Genomic DNA, 16,112 nt, shown 5'->3' with positions numbered 1-16,112 from the left:
TTGCGCTCCTCCTTACAACTCTTCCACGATTATATTCGTATTCGTAAATACACAAATTTCCGCTGCAATTTGTAAAGATGATTGAGCGATTTCCTTTGCCGATAAGTGGTCGCTGGAAAACCGCATCAATGCCCTGCCGGCAGCCAATGCATAATTCCCTCCCGATCCTATAGCGAGAATCCCGTCATCCGGTTCAATTACTTCCCCGGTGCCAGAAACGAGCAGTAAATGGTTCTTATCCATCACGACTAGCATGGCTTCAAGCTTCCTCAATACATTGTCACTTCTCCATTGCTTTGCCATTTCAACGGCAGCGCGCTGAAGATTGCCATTATACTCTTCAAGTTTGGCTTCGAACATCTCAAATAAAGTGAAAGCATCTGCAACGGATCCTGCAAAACCTGCAAGGACATTACCATTAAAGATTTTTCTTACTTTCCTCGCTGTATGCTTCATCACTACTGAATTTCCTAAAGTAACCTGCCCATCACCGGACATGGCACATTCACCTTTATGATGCACTGCAAATATCGTTGTCATAAAGTGTCCCCTTTCAACATTTAAGGCCGCGGATGTGATGCATTATAGACTTTTTTCAATTGGTCTTTTGTAACATGCGTATACACTTGCGTTGATGAAATTTTAGAATGACCAAGCAATTCCTGAACCGTGCGAATGTCCGCCCCATTATTCAATAGGTGTGTAGCAAACGAATGCCTTAGCATGTGGGGATGAAGACTTCCATCTGCGGCTGACTTTTTAATCAATTCATTCAATATATAGCGAACTCCCCTAGGTGTCAGAGGGTCTCCACGAAAATTAACAAATAAATAAACATGCGCCTTGGCGTCAGACGAAGTCAATTCCATCCTGGCTGTACGTATGTATAAATCTATCGCTTCCTGTGCATATCTACCAACCGGAACGTAGCGATCCTTTTTTCCTTTTCCATGGATCAGTACCGTCCCCAAGGAAAGATCGATATCCTGCAGTTTAATATCACAACATTCACTTACGCGAATGCCTGTAGCATACAATAATTCCAGTAAGGCATTGTTCCTTATTCCTATCGGTGAATCTTTCTTTAAAGAAGAAAACAACTGATCCATTTCCTTCTCATAAAGAAACCGTGGCAGTCTTTGATCCTTTTTAGGTAAAGAAGCAAGGGAAAAAGGGTTATCTTTCACATCACCTTCACGCAGTAAAAATTTATAAAGGCTCCGCAAGCAAGAAGTTTTTCTTGCAACAGTGCGCTTAGAAAGTTTTTTCTCATATAAATTCGTTAAATATAACCGGACATCAAGATATTCAACGGACGTGATGTCCTCAATCCCCTGTTCATTAAGGAACAGAAAAAATTCCTGAATATCACGTTTGTAATTTTCAATGGTGTAATGTGAACTGTTCTTTTCAATTTGTAAATATTCGATGAAGGATGATAATGCCTTTTTTTGATTAATCATGGAAACACCTCGCAAAGGCTAATAAATAGTATCATACTTTAAAACAGCAGGCAAATATTTTACAAATTTTTCACAAAGTTCTGAATTGTGTCCAAAGCGCGTTTAGCATGTGTTTCGTTCCGCTCTTTTTTGGATTTGATTCTCACTTCAAGGTCTGGAAGCAATCCAAAGTTGGCATTCATCGGCTGGAAGCTCTTACCATTAGTCGACGTTATGTACCTTGCCATGCTGCCCATCGTCGTCTCCGCAGGGAAAATGATAGGCTCCAAACCTTCGACGATCCTTGCAGCATTGATACCCGCTACAAGTCCCGACGCAGCCGATTCAACATACCCTTCAACTCCAGTCATCTGACCGGCAAAGAATAAATCATCGCGATTCTTGAATTGGTACGTTGGCTTCAAAACATTAGGTGAGTTTATGAAAGTGTTTCTATGCATGACCCCATAACGTACAATTTCCGCATTTTCCAATCCAGGTATGAGCTGCAATACTTCTTTTTGCGGCCCCCATTTCAAATGTGTCTGAAAACCAACAATATTGTAAAGTGTTCCTGCCGCATCATCCTGACGCAATTGAACTACAGCAAAAGGGCGTTTTCCCGTTTTTGGATCTTCTAAGCCAACAGGCTTCAATGGACCAAATAACATCGTTTTCTTCCCACGTGATGCCATCACTTCAATCGGCATGCAGCCTTCAAAAAAGATTTCTTTTTCGAATTCTTTAAGCGGGACTGTTTCAGCAGCAATCAATGCATCATAAAAGCGGTCAAACTCTTCTTCCGTCATCGGACAGTTCAAATAAGCCGCTTCCCCTTTATCATAACGGGATTTCAAATATACTTTATCCATATTGATGCTGTCTTTTTCAAGAATTGGTGCGGCTGCATCATAAAAGTACAAGTATTCTTCATCCATGATTTGCTTTAAGCTATCAGATAGTGACTGACTTGTAAGCGGACCGGTTGCAATGACGGTAGGACCTTCCGGAATTTCCGTCACTTCTTCATTAATGACCGTCACATTTGGATGATTTTTGACCCTTTCCGTAACAAGACCGGCAAATTCATGACGATCAACAGCTAATGCACCGCCAGCCGGTACAGCACAAGCATCCGCTGCGGACATGATGACCGAATCCAGTATACGCATTTCTTCTTTTAATACACCAACTGCATTTGTTAACGTATTTGCCCGAAGTGAATTGGAACAAACAAGTTCAGCGAATTTATCGGTATGATGGGCTGGCGTTTGTTTTACAGGGCGCATTTCGTATAGATCGACTTTAATTCCTCTTTTAGCTAACTGCCACGCCGCTTCACTTCCAGCAAGCCCAGCACCGATTACACTTACTTTTGTTTCTTTCATTTTTCGAACCTCCATGTATAGATATGATAAGACAGGATCATTTATCATTAAAACTGCTTTCCAGAAGTTTCATTTTTAACGATATCTATGTATTTATACCCGAAATACTCATTCCTGCTAACGATTATTTTAAAGATATGCCATCCTTATTCACTAAAAGGGTAACGGACGCAAATAGGAATTATATCTTTAAAAGAATGTACTTGTCCACTGAATTTTACATCACATGGCCTAAATAAAAAAGTTTCAAGTGTTATCCATTTTCTTCTTGGAAGTAAATCCACATATCACCATGATATCATACTTCCCTGAACATAAAGAAACCCGGCAAATGCCGAGTCCATTTATATTTAGGGTTTTTCGATAGTTCACAAGGAAAGTAAACGATTTCACGGCCTTTTCTATGCTTGGGGCATTTCTTTAAAATCACAATCCATGCACTGGACCTGGACTCCTTTTTTGAGTTTTTTCTCAACAAGTGTGCCTTCACATTTTGGACAACTCCGCGGCAGCGGTTTATCCCAAGATATGAAGTCACATCCAGGGTAGGTATCACACCCGTAAAATATGCGTCGTTTTTTACTCTTCCTTTCAATGATATTTCCTTCTTTACATTTTGGGCATTTGACCCCGATTTCCTTGACGATTGGTTTGGTGTTACGGCAATCCGGGAAATTACTGCATGCCATGAACTTTCCATAACGTCCCATCTTAAAGACCATCCCATGTCCGCACTCCACGCAATCTTCACCTGCAGGTTCATCTTTGATTTCAATTTTCTCCATCTCGACTTCGGCCTTGGCCAAATGAACGGCAAATTCTTTATAAAATTCATCGATGACCTTAATCCATTCAATATTGCCTTCCTCAACGCTGTCAAATTCCTGTTCCATCTTGGCAGTGAACTCTGCATCGAGAATATCCGGGAAGAATTCGCGTATCAATTCGAGAACAATCTCACCAAGCTCTGTCGGGATGAACCGTTTATTATCCAAGGTAACATAGCCCCGTTTTTGGATCGTATCCAAGGTAGGCGCATATGTAGAAGGACGGCCTATTCCCAGTTCCTCTAGGGTCTTGACCAGACGGGCTTCAGTATATCGGGGCGGTGGCTGTGTAAAATGCTGCTTCGGCTCGATATCTTTTGAAAAGAATTGATCTCCTTTTTTCACATCCGGAAGTGCATTTTCCTTTTCTTCCACCGAGTCATCGGATCCTTCAACATATACCTTCATGAAACCCGGAAATTTAATTTTTGAACCATTTGCCCTGAAGATGACATCCCCGTTATGCAGGTCGATGCTCATCGTATCCATGACCGCCGAAGACATTTGACTGGAAACGAATCGTTCCCAAATCAATTTATAAAGACGGAATTGATCTCTGGATAAGAACTCCTTGACTACACCCGGTTCACGTAATGTACTTGTTGGCCTGACCGCTTCATGCGCGTCCTGGGCATTAGTTTGTTTTTTCTCCTTGCGCTGCTCGACCTGAACATATTCTTTACCATAATTATTTTGAATGAACGTATGGACTTCCTCTTTGGCACTATCTGAAATACGGGTCGAATCGGTTCTCATATAAGTGATTAACCCGACTGTACCTTCCTTGCCAAGCTCGATTCCTTCATAAAGCTGCTGAGCAAGCATCATGGTTTTCTTCGCACGGAAATTCAATTTACGTGCCGCTTCCTGTTGCAGGGAAGAAGTTGTAAAAGGTGCTGCTGGATTGCGCCTTCTTTCCTTTTTAGCCACGGCTCCTATCGTAAATTCGCCGCCATTTAAAGAAGCGAGCACTTTTTTGACGTCCTCTTCGGTATTTAATTCCTTCTTCTCGCCGCCAAGGCTGAAGAAAGAACCTTCAAACTGTTCTTTCCCTTTTACAAAATCAGCCTTGATTGTCCAATACTCTTCCGGAATAAAATCTTTGATCTCCTTCTCCCGGTCAATGATCATCCGTACAGCAACCGATTGGACCCGTCCAGCGCTTAAGCCTTTTTTCACCTTTTTCCACAATAACGGGCTTATATTGTATCCGACCAAACGGTCCAAGACCCTTCTTGCCTGCTGAGCATCAACCAATTTCATATTTATTGGCCTAGGCGATTTAAATGATTCCTTGATAGCCTCTTTCGTGATCTCGTTGAATACCACGCGGCAATCCGAGTTAACGTCAACATCAAGACTGTGAGCCAAATGCCAGGCAATCGCTTCCCCTTCCCTGTCGGGGTCAGCCGCGAGATAGATTTTTTTCGCTTTTTTTGCAGCGGTTTTCAATTCTTTTAAAACCGGGCCTTTGCCGCGGATAGTTATATATTTAGGTTCATATTCATGTTCAACATCGACACCCATTTGACTTTTAGGCAAATCGCGTACATGCCCCATGGAAGCCTTTACTTTATATTTTTTTCCCAAGTAACGTTCTATTGTTTTCGCCTTTGCGGGCGATTCCACAATCACTAAGTATTCTGACATCCAATAAATCCTCCTCAAAGAGGTAATATAAATCTTCACTATTATTAATCATTCAAAAATCATTTGTCAACACCTCTTTATTTTTCAAAGCATGCTGATTCATTTATTTCTAGTTTTTTGACAAGAGGTGCCATTTGCAAAACTTATAACAGTTTTACAATATTTTCAACCTTTTTGTCTAATAATTCAACCCACCCTTCAAAAAAAGCACCTATTTTTTCAATTTTCCCGTTTGATTCTCCGTCTATCTTCTATATTATATTGTTCAAAACTCTTCCTCGATCTGCCTGGAGCTAAAAACAAGTTTGGCACCATCATAAATTAATTGATTGGTACCCAGTGATTCAGGGCTCGTAACATTACCAGGAAGCGCAAATACTTCCCTGCCGTGTTCCAAAGCAGCTTGTGCCGTAATAAGGGAACCGCTTCTTTCTTTTGCTTCCACCACGAATACGCCCTGTGATAATCCGCTGATGATTCGATTCCTAAGTGGAAACATCCATGGTTCCGCCTTCACTTCCGGCGGAGTCTCAGATATAAGCAGGCCTTTATTCATGATTTCTTCAGCAAGGGTAATATTGGATTTCGGATATATTTGCTTAAGCCCTCCGCCTAAAACCCCGATCGTATCTCCGCCTTCCCTTAATGTGATCTAATGTGACTCTGCATCGATTCCAGCAGCCATTCCGCTTATGATCACGAACTTTTTCTTTACAAGCGGTAATAGAATCGTTTTTAAGGCCTCCAGCCCATACGAGGTTGGCTTGCGTGTTCCAACAACACCTAGGGTATTCTTCTTCGTTAAAAGCTTCTTATCACCTTTAAAATAAAGAACCCACGGAGGATCGAATATTTGCTTTAGCAAAAAAGGATACTCATCATCGAAGATCGTCAAACAATGGATTTGGCTATCTTCGTATTTTTTAAGTTTTTCAATGGAATGGAGTGAATGTAAATCTTTGAGAAAGAGGTTAAGCTTATTTGAAGGGATAGGGAGCATTTTTGCCCATTCAACGTAATTCGTCGTGAACAGGGAAGATAATGATGGGTCTTTGGACATGATTGCTTGGATTGTTTTCCATCCTGCTCCGCGGCAATGATGGAGATGGATTAACTTTTCTTTTTTATTCAATCGGAAACGCCCCTAATCGGATATTTTTAAAGGTAGGTTGATAGTGATGTACTTGGTCTCTCCCGAGGAAATTCGAGGAAATAAAGACCGACCCACAAAAAGGTCGGCCCAGCTTAAATCAATGTGTTTTACAAGGTTCGTAAATATCTTTTTCTTTTAAAACGGAAATCAATGTTTCTCCCATTACGGATGGAGTTTCGGCAACTTTAATTCCACATTCGTTCATGACGCGGATTTTCTCGTCAGCCGTCCCTTTTCCTCCTGAGATAATGGCACCAGCATGTCCCATGCGTTTACCGGCAGGAGCCGTACGGCCACCAATGAAACCAACAACTGGCTTAGTCATGTTTTCCTTCACCCAGATTGCCGCTTCTTCTTCTGCCGTTCCGCCGATTTCCCCGATCATGATCACCGCATGTGTTTCCGGATCTTCATTGAACGCTTTTAAAACATCAATGAAATCCGTTCCGTTAACGGGATCTCCACCGATACCGACAGCCGAAGATTGCCCGATGCCTGCTTGCGATAATTGGTGAACAGCTTCATATGTCAAAGTTCCAGAACGGGAAACTACGCCTACATGGCCTTTTTTGTGGATATACCCTGGCATGATACCAATCTTACACTCTTCAGGAGTAATGACACCCGGGCAGTTCGGTCCGATCAAGCGAGTTTTTTTGCCTTCCATGTAGCGCTTCACCTTGACCATATCCAGTACAGGAATATGTTCCGTTATACAAATGGCAAGATCAAGTTCCGCGTCTACGGCTTCAAGAATTGCATCGGCAGCAAATGGTGCCGGTACATAGATAACAGATGCACTAGCGCCGGTTTCAGTGACAGCTTCGGAAACTGTATTGTATACAGGTACCCCTTCCACTTCTGTTCCACCTTTACCCGGAGTGACTCCCCCTACGATTTTCGTGCCGTATTCCAACATTTGTTTTGTATGAAATAATGCTGTTGAACCAGTGATTCCCTGAACGATCACTTTCGTATCTTTATTAATATAAACGCTCATTATGTTCCCCCCTGCCTATTATCCTACAAGTGATACTATTTTTTGTGCTCCATCTGCCATTGATTCAGCAGCCGTAATATTTAAACCTGACTCTTTTAGAATCTTTTTGCCAAGGTCCACATTCGTTCCTTCAAGACGAACAACAAGAGGGACATCCAGTCCAAGCTCTTTGGCAGCAGCCACGACGCCTGTAGCGATGATGTCACATTTCATGATTCCTCCGAAGATATTAACGAAGATGCCTTTAACATTTTGATCGGAAAGGATGATTTTGAAAGCCTCTTTTACTTTTTCCTCAGTGGCGCCGCCACCAACATCAAGGAAGTTAGCCGGATCTCCCATATAATGTTTAATGATGTCCATCGTCGCCATAGCAAGCCCGGCACCATTAACCATGCATCCGATATTTCCGTCAAGCGATATGTAACTTAGGCCATGTTTTGATGCTTCAATTTCTTTCGCATCCTCTTCATCCAAATCACGGTACTCCGCGATGTCCTTATGGCGGTAAATCGCATTATCATCGAAATTCAATTTAGCATCAAGCGCCATTACATCGCCGTCGCCCGTTACCACTAATGGGTTGATTTCTGCGATTGAGCAATCCTTATCAACGAAAGCTGTATATAGGTTAATCATCAGTTTAGAAGCTTTATTTATAAGTGAAGCCGGAATATTGATATTGAATGCAATCCTCCGTGCTTGGAAACCAGTCAGGCCGACAACCGGATCGATTACTTCTTTGAATATTTTCTCTGGTGTCTTTTCGGCCACTTCCTCAATTTCCGTACCGCCTTCTTCAGAAGCCATCAATACGACACTGTCTGTAGCACGGTCAAGGACAAGCCCGATATAATACTCTTTAGTAATGTCGCAGCCTTCTTCAATAAGTAAACGCTTAACTTCCTTGCCTTCAGGTCCCGTTTGATGGGTCACCAGTGTCTTGCCAAGAATCTCTTCTGCATATGTACGTGCTTCATCAAGATTCTTCGCTACCTTGACTCCGCCGGCTTTACCGCGGCCGCCCGCATGAATTTGAGCTTTGACGACAACAACTTCCGTACCTAACTCCTTCGCTGCTTCAACTGCTTCATCAACAGTAAAGGCAACCCGGCCATTTGGAACGGATACCCCGTATTGTCGCAATATCTCTTTCCCCTGATACTCATGGATATTCATTTCCCATCCTCCTTATCTACTAAAAAACAACTTTGAAATTTAATGCGTGTTTTCTCTATCATATTACAACAAAATTCTCCCTCGTGCATAATATTCTTTCACATAATTTTTGAAATATTATTATAATATACTTCCTTACCCTTTAATGAAATAGAAAAAACCTTCTGCGCCGTTGTGTTTTTTTCTTATTAATACCATTTATTTCGGATCTGCAATTCTAGTACAAATAGAGTCATATTTCTATCAAAAAACACTTCCATGAAAGCCTTTTCAATCTTTTGATCCAAAGATATCCTCTTGAAAAACTACTGTTAAAACCTGGTCTTGATTCAAAGGAAAAGCAAAAGGACAAAGCCATGGCCTTGTCCTTTAACAAATAGTTTAGTATTTTTTTAATATAATGAAAAATCGTCAGTGATTTCCCTAATATTCTACATAAACCAACAGAAACCCATTGGTGAAACCAAATGGTTGTCTCCTACCGATTCATGCCCTTGTCAACTTTATAAATGAATGCAAATACCTCTGCAACAGCTCCATACAATTCTTCCGGAATCGTTTGATTTATATCCAATTGACCTAAAAGTGCAGCAAGCGATTCGTCCCTTTGGACCGGTATATCGTGTTTCATGGCCTTTTCCATAATAGTTTCAGCCGTTTTCCCCTTCCCCTTGGCCAATATGACGGGCGCTTTGGATGTCTTTTGATCATATTTTAAAGCAATGGCTTCTTTTCGTTTATCTTTTATCATATTCGAATATCCACTCCACTATATGAACCCGCTTCTGAAAAAGGAATCGGTTTCCCCCTAAGGTCCCGCTCTTTTTCATATACGGGATTTACAAACGAAACTCCTGATAATCTGTAATCCATTTTCCCAAGATTCTCTCTCAGGATGCCAAGATATTGACCGGCCGCCTCTTCAAGGGTTGCACCATACCCATTGATGACCGTCACCTTTATGATTCGGTTTTGAACCTGCATGTCGATGACCGTCTCTTCAAGGCCCTCCAATTCTAAATAAAATATGACTCGGCAGTAATCCGGGTCTATTTTGCCTTCTTTTGTCTTCCTTCCGCTCCATTGTAACGTCAGATCCGTTTGAGTAGACCCCAGATTGAGTGGAAGTGTAAGGAGTAAATTCTGAATCGGCCCGTTTTCCTGTGAAAGGATCTGTTGCGCTGTAATCCGATTCAGGATTTGTTCTGCCATCTCCTTGATAGCTGCCGGAATTTGCTCATTCAGCAATTTAAGCAGCAGCGGTTTAAGTGTCTCTAAATCATTGGGGAAATCCGCCATATCATCTCCTGGAAGATTAATGAGTGCATGTTCCAGCTGGAGTCCAAGGATCTTGGTCATTTCTTTCAGTTGGTGTGCGACAGAAGGTCCATTGGTAAAATCGATTGATTGAAAGTCAGCTGCCAATACATGTGAAAGGACCAGCTTCTCATAAATCCTAGCATATTGGGCCTCAGGAGGCTCATTAAGCGACTTAAACAGTAACTCAGCCACTTTACCCTTCGACTCAGCTACTTGCTCTGTGTCCATATTCAAGTAGCCTATAAGGTCATTCACTTCTATTTTTCCGCCTACTGCCTTTGTTGCTATCGCTTCGGCAAAAGCATGCTGGAGTAAATGAAAGGCAAGAGGGGTGAGTTTTTCTTCAGAAATGTTTTTTCTCTGCATCGAGTGGATATCGATCGGCAGTTTTGCCTTCTCGTGATCATGACTATTCAATATGCGGTTAATAGCCATTTCGATTTCTTCAACATGTGCAAATGCTCCGCCTTTAGCCTCGGAAAGCAGCTGCAATCCTTGGTGTAATTTATCAATCGCTGAATTTTTAGGAATACCGGACCTAACCTCAGCTCCATCCACTAAACTTTCCAGAAAGACGGATTCAGTCATTCCCTTTGGAACGAAACCCGTCTTTTGAAGCAGGGAAAATGCCCCGGATTTCATTACTGGCGTTGAATCGGAATTCAGCCAAGTGGTCACAAGTTTTTGTAAACCGATTTGTTGAAGCTGGTTCTGTTTGGCAACATGTAAAGAGTCCAATACCTCCTTTAGTTTGGAGGCAGTCCCCGTTACTGCCCCACCATCCTGCAGCTGCTGCCTGAAGCCACTGAGGAGTTTGTGAAAAGGTTCACCTTTGGACTGCGTAAATAATGCATCAAATACACTTTTACAAAAGGCAGTTGCTGAATGAACATTGTTTTTATTACAGGCAGACCAACTTCTGCAGCATCAGCAGCTTTTAACCATTGCAAAGCGGATCGAAAAGTCTCCTTGGTTATCGGAAGGCGGTTTGCCAGCAGGTATTCGGCAAGCTTGGTAGCGGCCGGTTCAGGTTTTATGCCGAGGTGAGCGATCAATTGTGCAACTGTTCCCTTTAAGTCAGAAACGTTCAAATTGGGGGCATCTAAAGCTTTTAACACGACAGACCCCTCAATTGGTTGCTGTACTTGAAACCAATCCTGTACGAAGCGGGATATCAAGAGTGGCAACCATTTTTTGATGGCCAAACTGTACCTCGGCCGTTTGGTTAAGAAAAACCTTATTTACCTTCCCGAAAAGGATTTGCCCGTTTTTCAAACTCGCAGTTCCTTTTATTTCAATGGCTGAAGCTACAGGTTGACTGCTTGCTATGGATTGCACCACTCATCCCCCCCCCTTATTCCTTCGTTCGTGCAGCGATTTCCTTAACTGGCGCAAAACTTCTTCTATGCCAAGGTGTAAGCCCGTGTATGTCGAGCGCTTCTAAATGTTGGCTTGTCCCGTAACCCATGTGCTTTTCAAAACCATATTCCGGATATTTTTCACCATATTCCTTCATCATCCTATCACGAGTCACCTTGGCTATTATGGATGCCGCAGAGATGCTAATGCTTCTTGCGTCACCCTTGATGAGCGAAAGCTGGGGAATCGGCACATCCAGTTCCATCGCATCGATCAACAAATGATCCGGAAATTCTGACAGATCGTTCACTGCAGCCACCATTGCCTTTTTCGTAGCTTGATATATATTGATTTCATCAATCACTTCGCTATGTACAACACCTACACCTACGGATATCGCTTCCTTAAAAATCATCTCATAAAACTGTTCCCTTTTTGACTCCGGAATCTTTTTAGAATCATTAAGCCCTGGCAAATAAAAAGAATCAGGCAAGATGACTGCACTTGTCACAACCGGTCCTGCCAGAGGTCCTCTTCCCACTTCATCGATGCCAGCGAGAATGGAAAACCCCTGTTTCCTCAATTGCCTTTCAAACTCTGTCATTTCCGTGAAAGCATCCCTTACCTGTTGTTCTTTTTCATAAGTTCTATGCCATTTGTTTACTAAGTCGGTTACTCCCTTCCGACCGTCCTCCCGGCATTTCTGTAAAAATAAATCTTCAGGCTCTCTTATCGTCTTTAACTTTAAGGAGATTTCCTTAATGCTCATTGCAGTTATCATCTTTTATCACCCATCATTTTAATTATCGGCAGTCTTGCTTCCTTTCTACAGTTCAAACAAAAATACGGAGCGGAAAAGAGACATCAAAAAGAAAAAATCTTTTCGACATCCAACTCCAGCTCCGTATTACAACACTCAAGTCAATGTTAATCTTATTCGGGGATATCATCCTTTTCATAATCCGAAGGAACCTCGAACGTAAGCGGGCCCATCTTTTCTGAACGGATTTCACGTACGACCAACTCTGCGGTTTTGTCATAATCGATGAAGCCCCCAGATGCTAAACAGCCCCTGAACTTTCCGACAGCATCAAACAATTCGAGCGTTTCCTGTGGAATTACATCCAGGTTATAACGGGATTTCAGTCTTTCCGGGTATTCTTTTTCCAAAAAGCGAAGGCCGTATAATGAGACTTCGTGCAAGTTTAAAATCGTATCCTTGATCGCACCTGTCAACGCAAGCTTCAAACCTACTTCTTGATCCTCGAATTTCGGCCAGAGAATCCCCGGCGTGTCGAGCAATTCCAATTCCTTACCCACTTTTATCCATTGCTGCGCTTTAGTGACTCCAGGTGTATTTCCTGTTTTGGCAATGTTCTTTTTGGCAAGTCGATTGATTAAAGTCGATTTCCCCACGTTCGGAATGCCGACTATCATGGCACGGATCGCTCTCGGCTTTATTCCTCTTGATTCCATCCGCTCATACTTTTCTTTTAAAAGATTTTTGGATGCAGCTGTAATCTGGTTTAAACCGTTTCCTGCCTGTGAGTTAATGGCAATCGCCGTTTTCCCCTGCGATTTGTAATGTTCCAGCCACATATTCGTTTTTGCCGGATCGGCCATATCAGCTTTATTCAAAAGGATGACCCTCGGTTTATGCTGAATGATTTCGTCGATCATCGGATTTCGTGAAGATGCCGGAATCCGGGCATCCACAAGTTCAAAGATAATGTCGATCAGTTTTAATTTCTCTGTTACTTCCCGTCTTGCTTTGGCCATATGGCCAGGGAACCACTGTATTGTCAATGGAATCCACCTTCCTACTATTCCGCCAATCGAAAGTCCTCGATCGGCCAATAAACTAATTTAGTTTTTCCTAACACTTTATCGTAAGGAACGACACCTACACCAATATGGCGGCTATCCTTGCTGAAACGGCGATTATCCCCCAGGACAAATAGGTGATCTTCAGGCACCGTTCCTTGTTCTATGACATCACTTAATGTAAAAGGTTCCGTCAAAGCCCCGCCATCAATCAATTGTTCTTTATATTCATCCAAGTATGGCTCATCATAAGCTTTTCCATTCACGTAAAGAGTATCATTTCTATATTCAACTTTTTCCCCTGGCAATCCGATGACCCGCTTTATGTAATCTTTGCCTTCTGGAGCTTCGAAAACGATAATGTCGAATCTTTTGGGTTCGCCAATCGAATAGGAGATTTTATTAACGAGCATGCGGTCCGCATCCTTTAATGTCGGCATCATGGAATTGCCGTCCACAACAATAGGAGCCAGGAGGAAATAACGAATCAGCGTCGCCGCTATAACCGCGATTATGACCGCCTTTGTCCATTCCCACAATTCATTTTTCTTTTTCGCCATCCTTATCCACCCTTTTTGAAGCATATCAACAATTATTTTAACATGTTGCAGACGCTATAGCGAGCAGGATTCTATATAGCTTTCACCCTATGTGCATTCATCGTTTCTTAAAGTGCAAAAAGGGAGCCTGATAAACAAGCTCCCTTTTTTTGCATGATACTGTTTGGTTATTCACCTTATGTGGATCATGGTAAACCCGCATGAAGATATTCGAAGAATTAACGACGAATTTCTTTAATACGTGCTTTTTTACCACGAAGTTCGCGTAGGTAATAAAGTTTCGCACGACGTACTTTACCGTGACGGATAACTTCTAGTTTCGCAATTTTTGGTGTGTGAACAGGGAAAGCACGTTCAACTCCAACGCCGTAAGAGATCTTACGTACTGTGAAAGTTTCACTAACTCCGCCGCCACGACGTTTGATTACAACGCCTTCAAACAACTGGATACGTTCGCGAGTTCCTTCAATAACCTTTACGTGTACACGTACTGTGTCACCAGGTCTGAATGATGGAAGATCTGAGCGAAGTTGTTCTTTTGTGATTTCGTTAATAAGATTTTGCATCGATTTCAACTCCTCCTGGACGCTCTTGCAAATACTTATTGTTTGCAGCGGAACATCGTTATAAGACTGAGCATTTTGCCCAAGTCACAAGGTATATCCTATCATACTCTAAACGTCGATGCAATAGACATCAGTCTTCTTTTTTAATCTCAGACAATAATTTTTTTTCAACTTCCGATAGTTCATAACTATCGAGTAAATCCGGACGTCGAATCCAAGTTCTGCGCAGAGATTCCTTCATCCGCCATTCATCGATTTTTTTATGATTCCCGGATATTAGCGGATCGGGAACTTTCATCCCCCGGAAATCTGCAGGTCTAGTATAATGGGGATGCTCTAACAAACCAGAAGAATAGGAATCAAGGATCGGGGAGTCAACATTCCCCAAAACGCCCGGCAGCAAGCGAACAACGCTGTCAATAATGACCATTGCGCCCAATTCCCCGCCTGTAAGCACAAAGTCACCTATAGATATTTCATCCGTTACGACATGCTCCCGGATGCGCTCATCATACCCTTCATAATGCCCGCAAATGAAAATGAGATGTTCTTCTTCAGCAAGCTCTTCGGCTTTTTTCTGCGTATAACGCTCTCCCTGGGGACAAAGGAGGACTACCCTTGGGGTTAGCTCAGCTTGCCCTTTAAGAGCTTCCACAGCATCAAAGATCGGCTGTGCCTTTAATACCATTCCGGCACCGCCTCCATAAGGATAATCGTCTACCGTCGAATGCTTATTATCTGCATAATCTCGAAAATTGGTCACCTTATAGCTAACAGCCTGCTTTTCCGCAGCCTTTTTTAAGATTGACGAACCAAATACCCCTTCGAACATTTCTGGAAAAAGCGAAAGCACATCGATTTTCATCAGTCTAAAAGTCCTTCCATCGGCGTAATGATGACCTTTTTAGCGGAAATATCCACTTCTTTAACAATTTGTTCAATATACGGGATCAGGATGTCCTTACTGCCAGCTTTCTTAATGACCCAAACATCATTGGCACCAGGCGTAAGAACCTCAACGATTTCCCCAACTTCCATTCCTTCATCCGTAAATACCGAACAGCCGATGATTTCATGGAAGTAGAACTCACCTTCGTCCAATTTACCAAGCTGTGCTTCCTTCACTTTCAGGACCCCGTTTTTAAATGCCTCGACCTGTCCGACGTTATAATAGTTCTCGAACGTCAATAGGTTAAAGTTTTTATGGGTGCGATGCGACCTGATGATGAGGGGCAAGGGTTTTTTCTCCGTGTCCCTAAACAGATACAGAGTATTTCCCACTTTGTATCGTTTTTCTGGAAAGTCTGTTGAAGAAATTACACGGACTTCTCCTAAAAGACCATGTGTGTTGACAATTTTACCTACATTAAACCATTTTTCCATTCTTTCACCTCTAACGAATTTCCGAGACGATCCCATCTTTTATGACAATGGTCTTCGTTGCCATGATTTCGTCCCAATCTGCCCCAATTTCCACATCAATGATACTTTGAACTTCCCGTTCCTTCAATTCACTACCTGCGGGAAGGATCTCCAACTGCTCCATTTGAAATTCAAGCAGTTTAATTTTTTCTTGCCTCTGGTTTATTTCTTTTTCAAAATGAGCACGGAGACTAGCAGGTTGGAGAGTTCTTGTTTTTTCAAGTTTTTTCAGTTCAAAGCGAAGCTGTTCACTCTCTTTTTGAAGCTGAAGGCGTTTTGACTTGTATTTCTCGAGGAGCTGATTCTTGCTGGATTCCGTTAATACTTGGTTAACGATTACATTTTGGAGAATTTTCATTCCAGCACCTCCTATTATCTATGATTTCTTATTTCCTTCAAAAAATATGTATGATGGGGTAATC

Annotated in this window: 17 protein-coding genes and 1 pseudogene; all 18 read right to left on the bottom strand. The window is 42.2% G+C overall.

Annotated features, from left to right (window positions below; all coding sequences use genetic code 11):
* Positions 1-12: 12 nt before the first annotated feature.
* A complete protein-coding gene (hslV, locus tag AC2YHV_RS19155) occupies positions 13-540 on the bottom strand; it encodes an HslVU peptidase proteolytic subunit (protein WP_048684874.1) in 528 nt (175 codons plus the stop codon).
* Positions 541-560: 20 nt separating this feature from the next.
* Entirely contained in the window at positions 561-1,463 is a 903-nt protein-coding gene (gene xerC, locus AC2YHV_RS19150) for a tyrosine recombinase XerC (protein ID WP_187050728.1), read from the bottom strand.
* 59 nt (positions 1,464-1,522) lie between these two features.
* The gene (gene trmFO / locus AC2YHV_RS19145; RefSeq protein WP_048684880.1) at positions 1,523-2,830 is read right to left on the bottom strand and encodes an FADH(2)-oxidizing methylenetetrahydrofolate--tRNA-(uracil(54)-C(5))-methyltransferase TrmFO; all 1,308 of its coding nucleotides are present in this window, start codon (positions 2,828-2,830) and stop codon (positions 1,523-1,525) included.
* A 401-nt stretch (positions 2,831-3,231) separates the two neighbouring features.
* Positions 3,232-5,307: a type I DNA topoisomerase gene (gene topA / locus AC2YHV_RS19140; protein ID WP_057278410.1), complete on the bottom strand. Its 2,076-nt coding sequence runs from the start codon at positions 5,305-5,307 to the stop codon at positions 3,232-3,234.
* Between the two features lie 265 nt (positions 5,308-5,572).
* Positions 5,573-6,307 (bottom strand): annotated as a pseudogene (gene dprA / locus AC2YHV_RS19135) (DNA-processing protein DprA).
* 250 nt (positions 6,308-6,557) lie between these two features.
* Entirely contained in the window at positions 6,558-7,460 is a 903-nt protein-coding gene (gene sucD, locus AC2YHV_RS19130) for a succinate--CoA ligase subunit alpha (RefSeq protein WP_057278412.1), read from the bottom strand.
* A gap of 18 nt (positions 7,461-7,478) precedes the next feature.
* Positions 7,479-8,639: an ADP-forming succinate--CoA ligase subunit beta gene (sucC, locus tag AC2YHV_RS19125; protein WP_034313681.1), complete on the bottom strand. Its 1,161-nt coding sequence runs from the start codon at positions 8,637-8,639 to the stop codon at positions 7,479-7,481.
* 478 nt (positions 8,640-9,117) lie between these two features.
* Positions 9,118-9,390: an EscU/YscU/HrcU family type III secretion system export apparatus switch protein gene (locus AC2YHV_RS19120; RefSeq protein WP_057278413.1), complete on the bottom strand. Its 273-nt coding sequence runs from the start codon at positions 9,388-9,390 to the stop codon at positions 9,118-9,120.
* Positions 9,387-10,697, bottom strand: coding sequence for a hypothetical protein (locus AC2YHV_RS19115; RefSeq protein WP_487373863.1), 1,311 nt, complete (start codon positions 10,695-10,697; stop codon positions 9,387-9,389). Before AC2YHV_RS19115 ends, AC2YHV_RS19120 begins: the two co-directional genes overlap by 4 nt.
* Before the next feature lie 29 nt (positions 10,698-10,726).
* A complete protein-coding gene (locus AC2YHV_RS19110) occupies positions 10,727-11,077 on the bottom strand; it encodes a hypothetical protein (RefSeq protein ID WP_487373862.1) in 351 nt (116 codons plus the stop codon).
* A 10-nt stretch (positions 11,078-11,087) separates the two neighbouring features.
* On the bottom strand, positions 11,088-11,300 hold the full coding sequence (locus tag AC2YHV_RS19105; protein ID WP_487373861.1) for a hypothetical protein: 213 nt from the start codon (positions 11,298-11,300) through the stop codon (positions 11,088-11,090).
* Between the two features lie 13 nt (positions 11,301-11,313).
* Positions 11,314-12,096: a ribonuclease HII gene (gene rnhB, locus AC2YHV_RS19100; RefSeq protein ID WP_412991991.1), complete on the bottom strand. Its 783-nt coding sequence runs from the start codon at positions 12,094-12,096 to the stop codon at positions 11,314-11,316.
* Positions 12,097-12,251: 155 nt separating this feature from the next.
* Positions 12,252-13,124, bottom strand: coding sequence for a ribosome biogenesis GTPase YlqF (gene ylqF, locus AC2YHV_RS19095; protein WP_048684908.1), 873 nt, complete (start codon positions 13,122-13,124; stop codon positions 12,252-12,254).
* Between the two features lie 17 nt (positions 13,125-13,141).
* Positions 13,142-13,702: a signal peptidase I gene (lepB, locus tag AC2YHV_RS19090; RefSeq protein WP_487373860.1), complete on the bottom strand. Its 561-nt coding sequence runs from the start codon at positions 13,700-13,702 to the stop codon at positions 13,142-13,144.
* A gap of 218 nt (positions 13,703-13,920) precedes the next feature.
* Positions 13,921-14,268 (bottom strand): 50S ribosomal protein L19, encoded by a 348-nt coding sequence (gene rplS / locus AC2YHV_RS19085; RefSeq protein ID WP_034313702.1) that lies wholly within the window; start codon positions 14,266-14,268, stop codon positions 13,921-13,923.
* A gap of 130 nt (positions 14,269-14,398) precedes the next feature.
* Positions 14,399-15,133 carry a tRNA (guanosine(37)-N1)-methyltransferase TrmD gene (trmD, locus tag AC2YHV_RS19080; RefSeq protein WP_098865182.1) on the bottom strand — a complete coding sequence of 245 codons (735 nt, stop codon included), beginning with the start codon at positions 15,131-15,133 and terminating at the stop codon, positions 14,399-14,401.
* A complete protein-coding gene (gene rimM / locus AC2YHV_RS19075; protein ID WP_034313708.1) occupies positions 15,133-15,651 on the bottom strand; it encodes a ribosome maturation factor RimM in 519 nt (172 codons plus the stop codon). Before rimM ends, trmD begins: the two co-directional genes overlap by 1 nt.
* A 10-nt stretch (positions 15,652-15,661) precedes the next feature.
* A complete protein-coding gene (locus tag AC2YHV_RS19070) occupies positions 15,662-16,048 on the bottom strand; it encodes a YlqD family protein (RefSeq protein ID WP_034313711.1) in 387 nt (128 codons plus the stop codon).
* Between the last annotated feature and the right edge of the window lie 64 nt (positions 16,049-16,112).

This window comes from Peribacillus sp. SRI_006, assembly GCF_057586375.1.
This window is presented reverse-complemented; position numbering and strand designations above follow the sequence as displayed.

Excerpts from the sequence above, each read along its gene's own strand:
- hslV (WP_048684874.1), bottom strand. The coding sequence starts at position 540 with ATGACAACGATATTTGCAGTGCATCATAAAGGTGAATGTGCCATGTCC.
- xerC (WP_187050728.1), bottom strand. The coding sequence starts at position 1,463 with ATGATTAATCAAAAAAAGGCATTATCATCCTTCATCGAATATTTACAA.
- trmFO (WP_048684880.1), bottom strand. The coding sequence starts at position 2,830 with ATGAAAGAAACAAAAGTAAGTGTAATCGGTGCTGGGCTTGCTGGAAGT.
- topA (WP_057278410.1), bottom strand. The coding sequence starts at position 5,307 with ATGTCAGAATACTTAGTGATTGTGGAATCGCCCGCAAAGGCGAAAACA.
- sucD (WP_057278412.1), bottom strand. The coding sequence starts at position 7,460 with ATGAGCGTTTATATTAATAAAGATACGAAAGTGATCGTTCAGGGAATC.
- sucC (WP_034313681.1), bottom strand. The coding sequence starts at position 8,639 with ATGAATATCCATGAGTATCAGGGGAAAGAGATATTGCGACAATACGGG.
- AC2YHV_RS19120 (WP_057278413.1), bottom strand. The coding sequence starts at position 9,390 with ATGATAAAAGATAAACGAAAAGAAGCCATTGCTTTAAAATATGATCAA.
- lepB (WP_487373860.1), bottom strand. The coding sequence starts at position 13,702 with ATGGCGAAAAAGAAAAATGAATTGTGGGAATGGACAAAGGCGGTCATA.
- rplS (WP_034313702.1), bottom strand. The coding sequence starts at position 14,268 with ATGCAAAATCTTATTAACGAAATCACAAAAGAACAACTTCGCTCAGAT.
- trmD (WP_098865182.1), bottom strand. The coding sequence starts at position 15,133 with ATGAAAATCGATGTGCTTTCGCTTTTTCCAGAAATGTTCGAAGGGGTA.
- rimM (WP_034313708.1), bottom strand. The coding sequence starts at position 15,651 with ATGGAAAAATGGTTTAATGTAGGTAAAATTGTCAACACACATGGTCTT.
- AC2YHV_RS19070 (WP_034313711.1), bottom strand. The coding sequence starts at position 16,048 with ATGAAAATTCTCCAAAATGTAATCGTTAACCAAGTATTAACGGAATCC.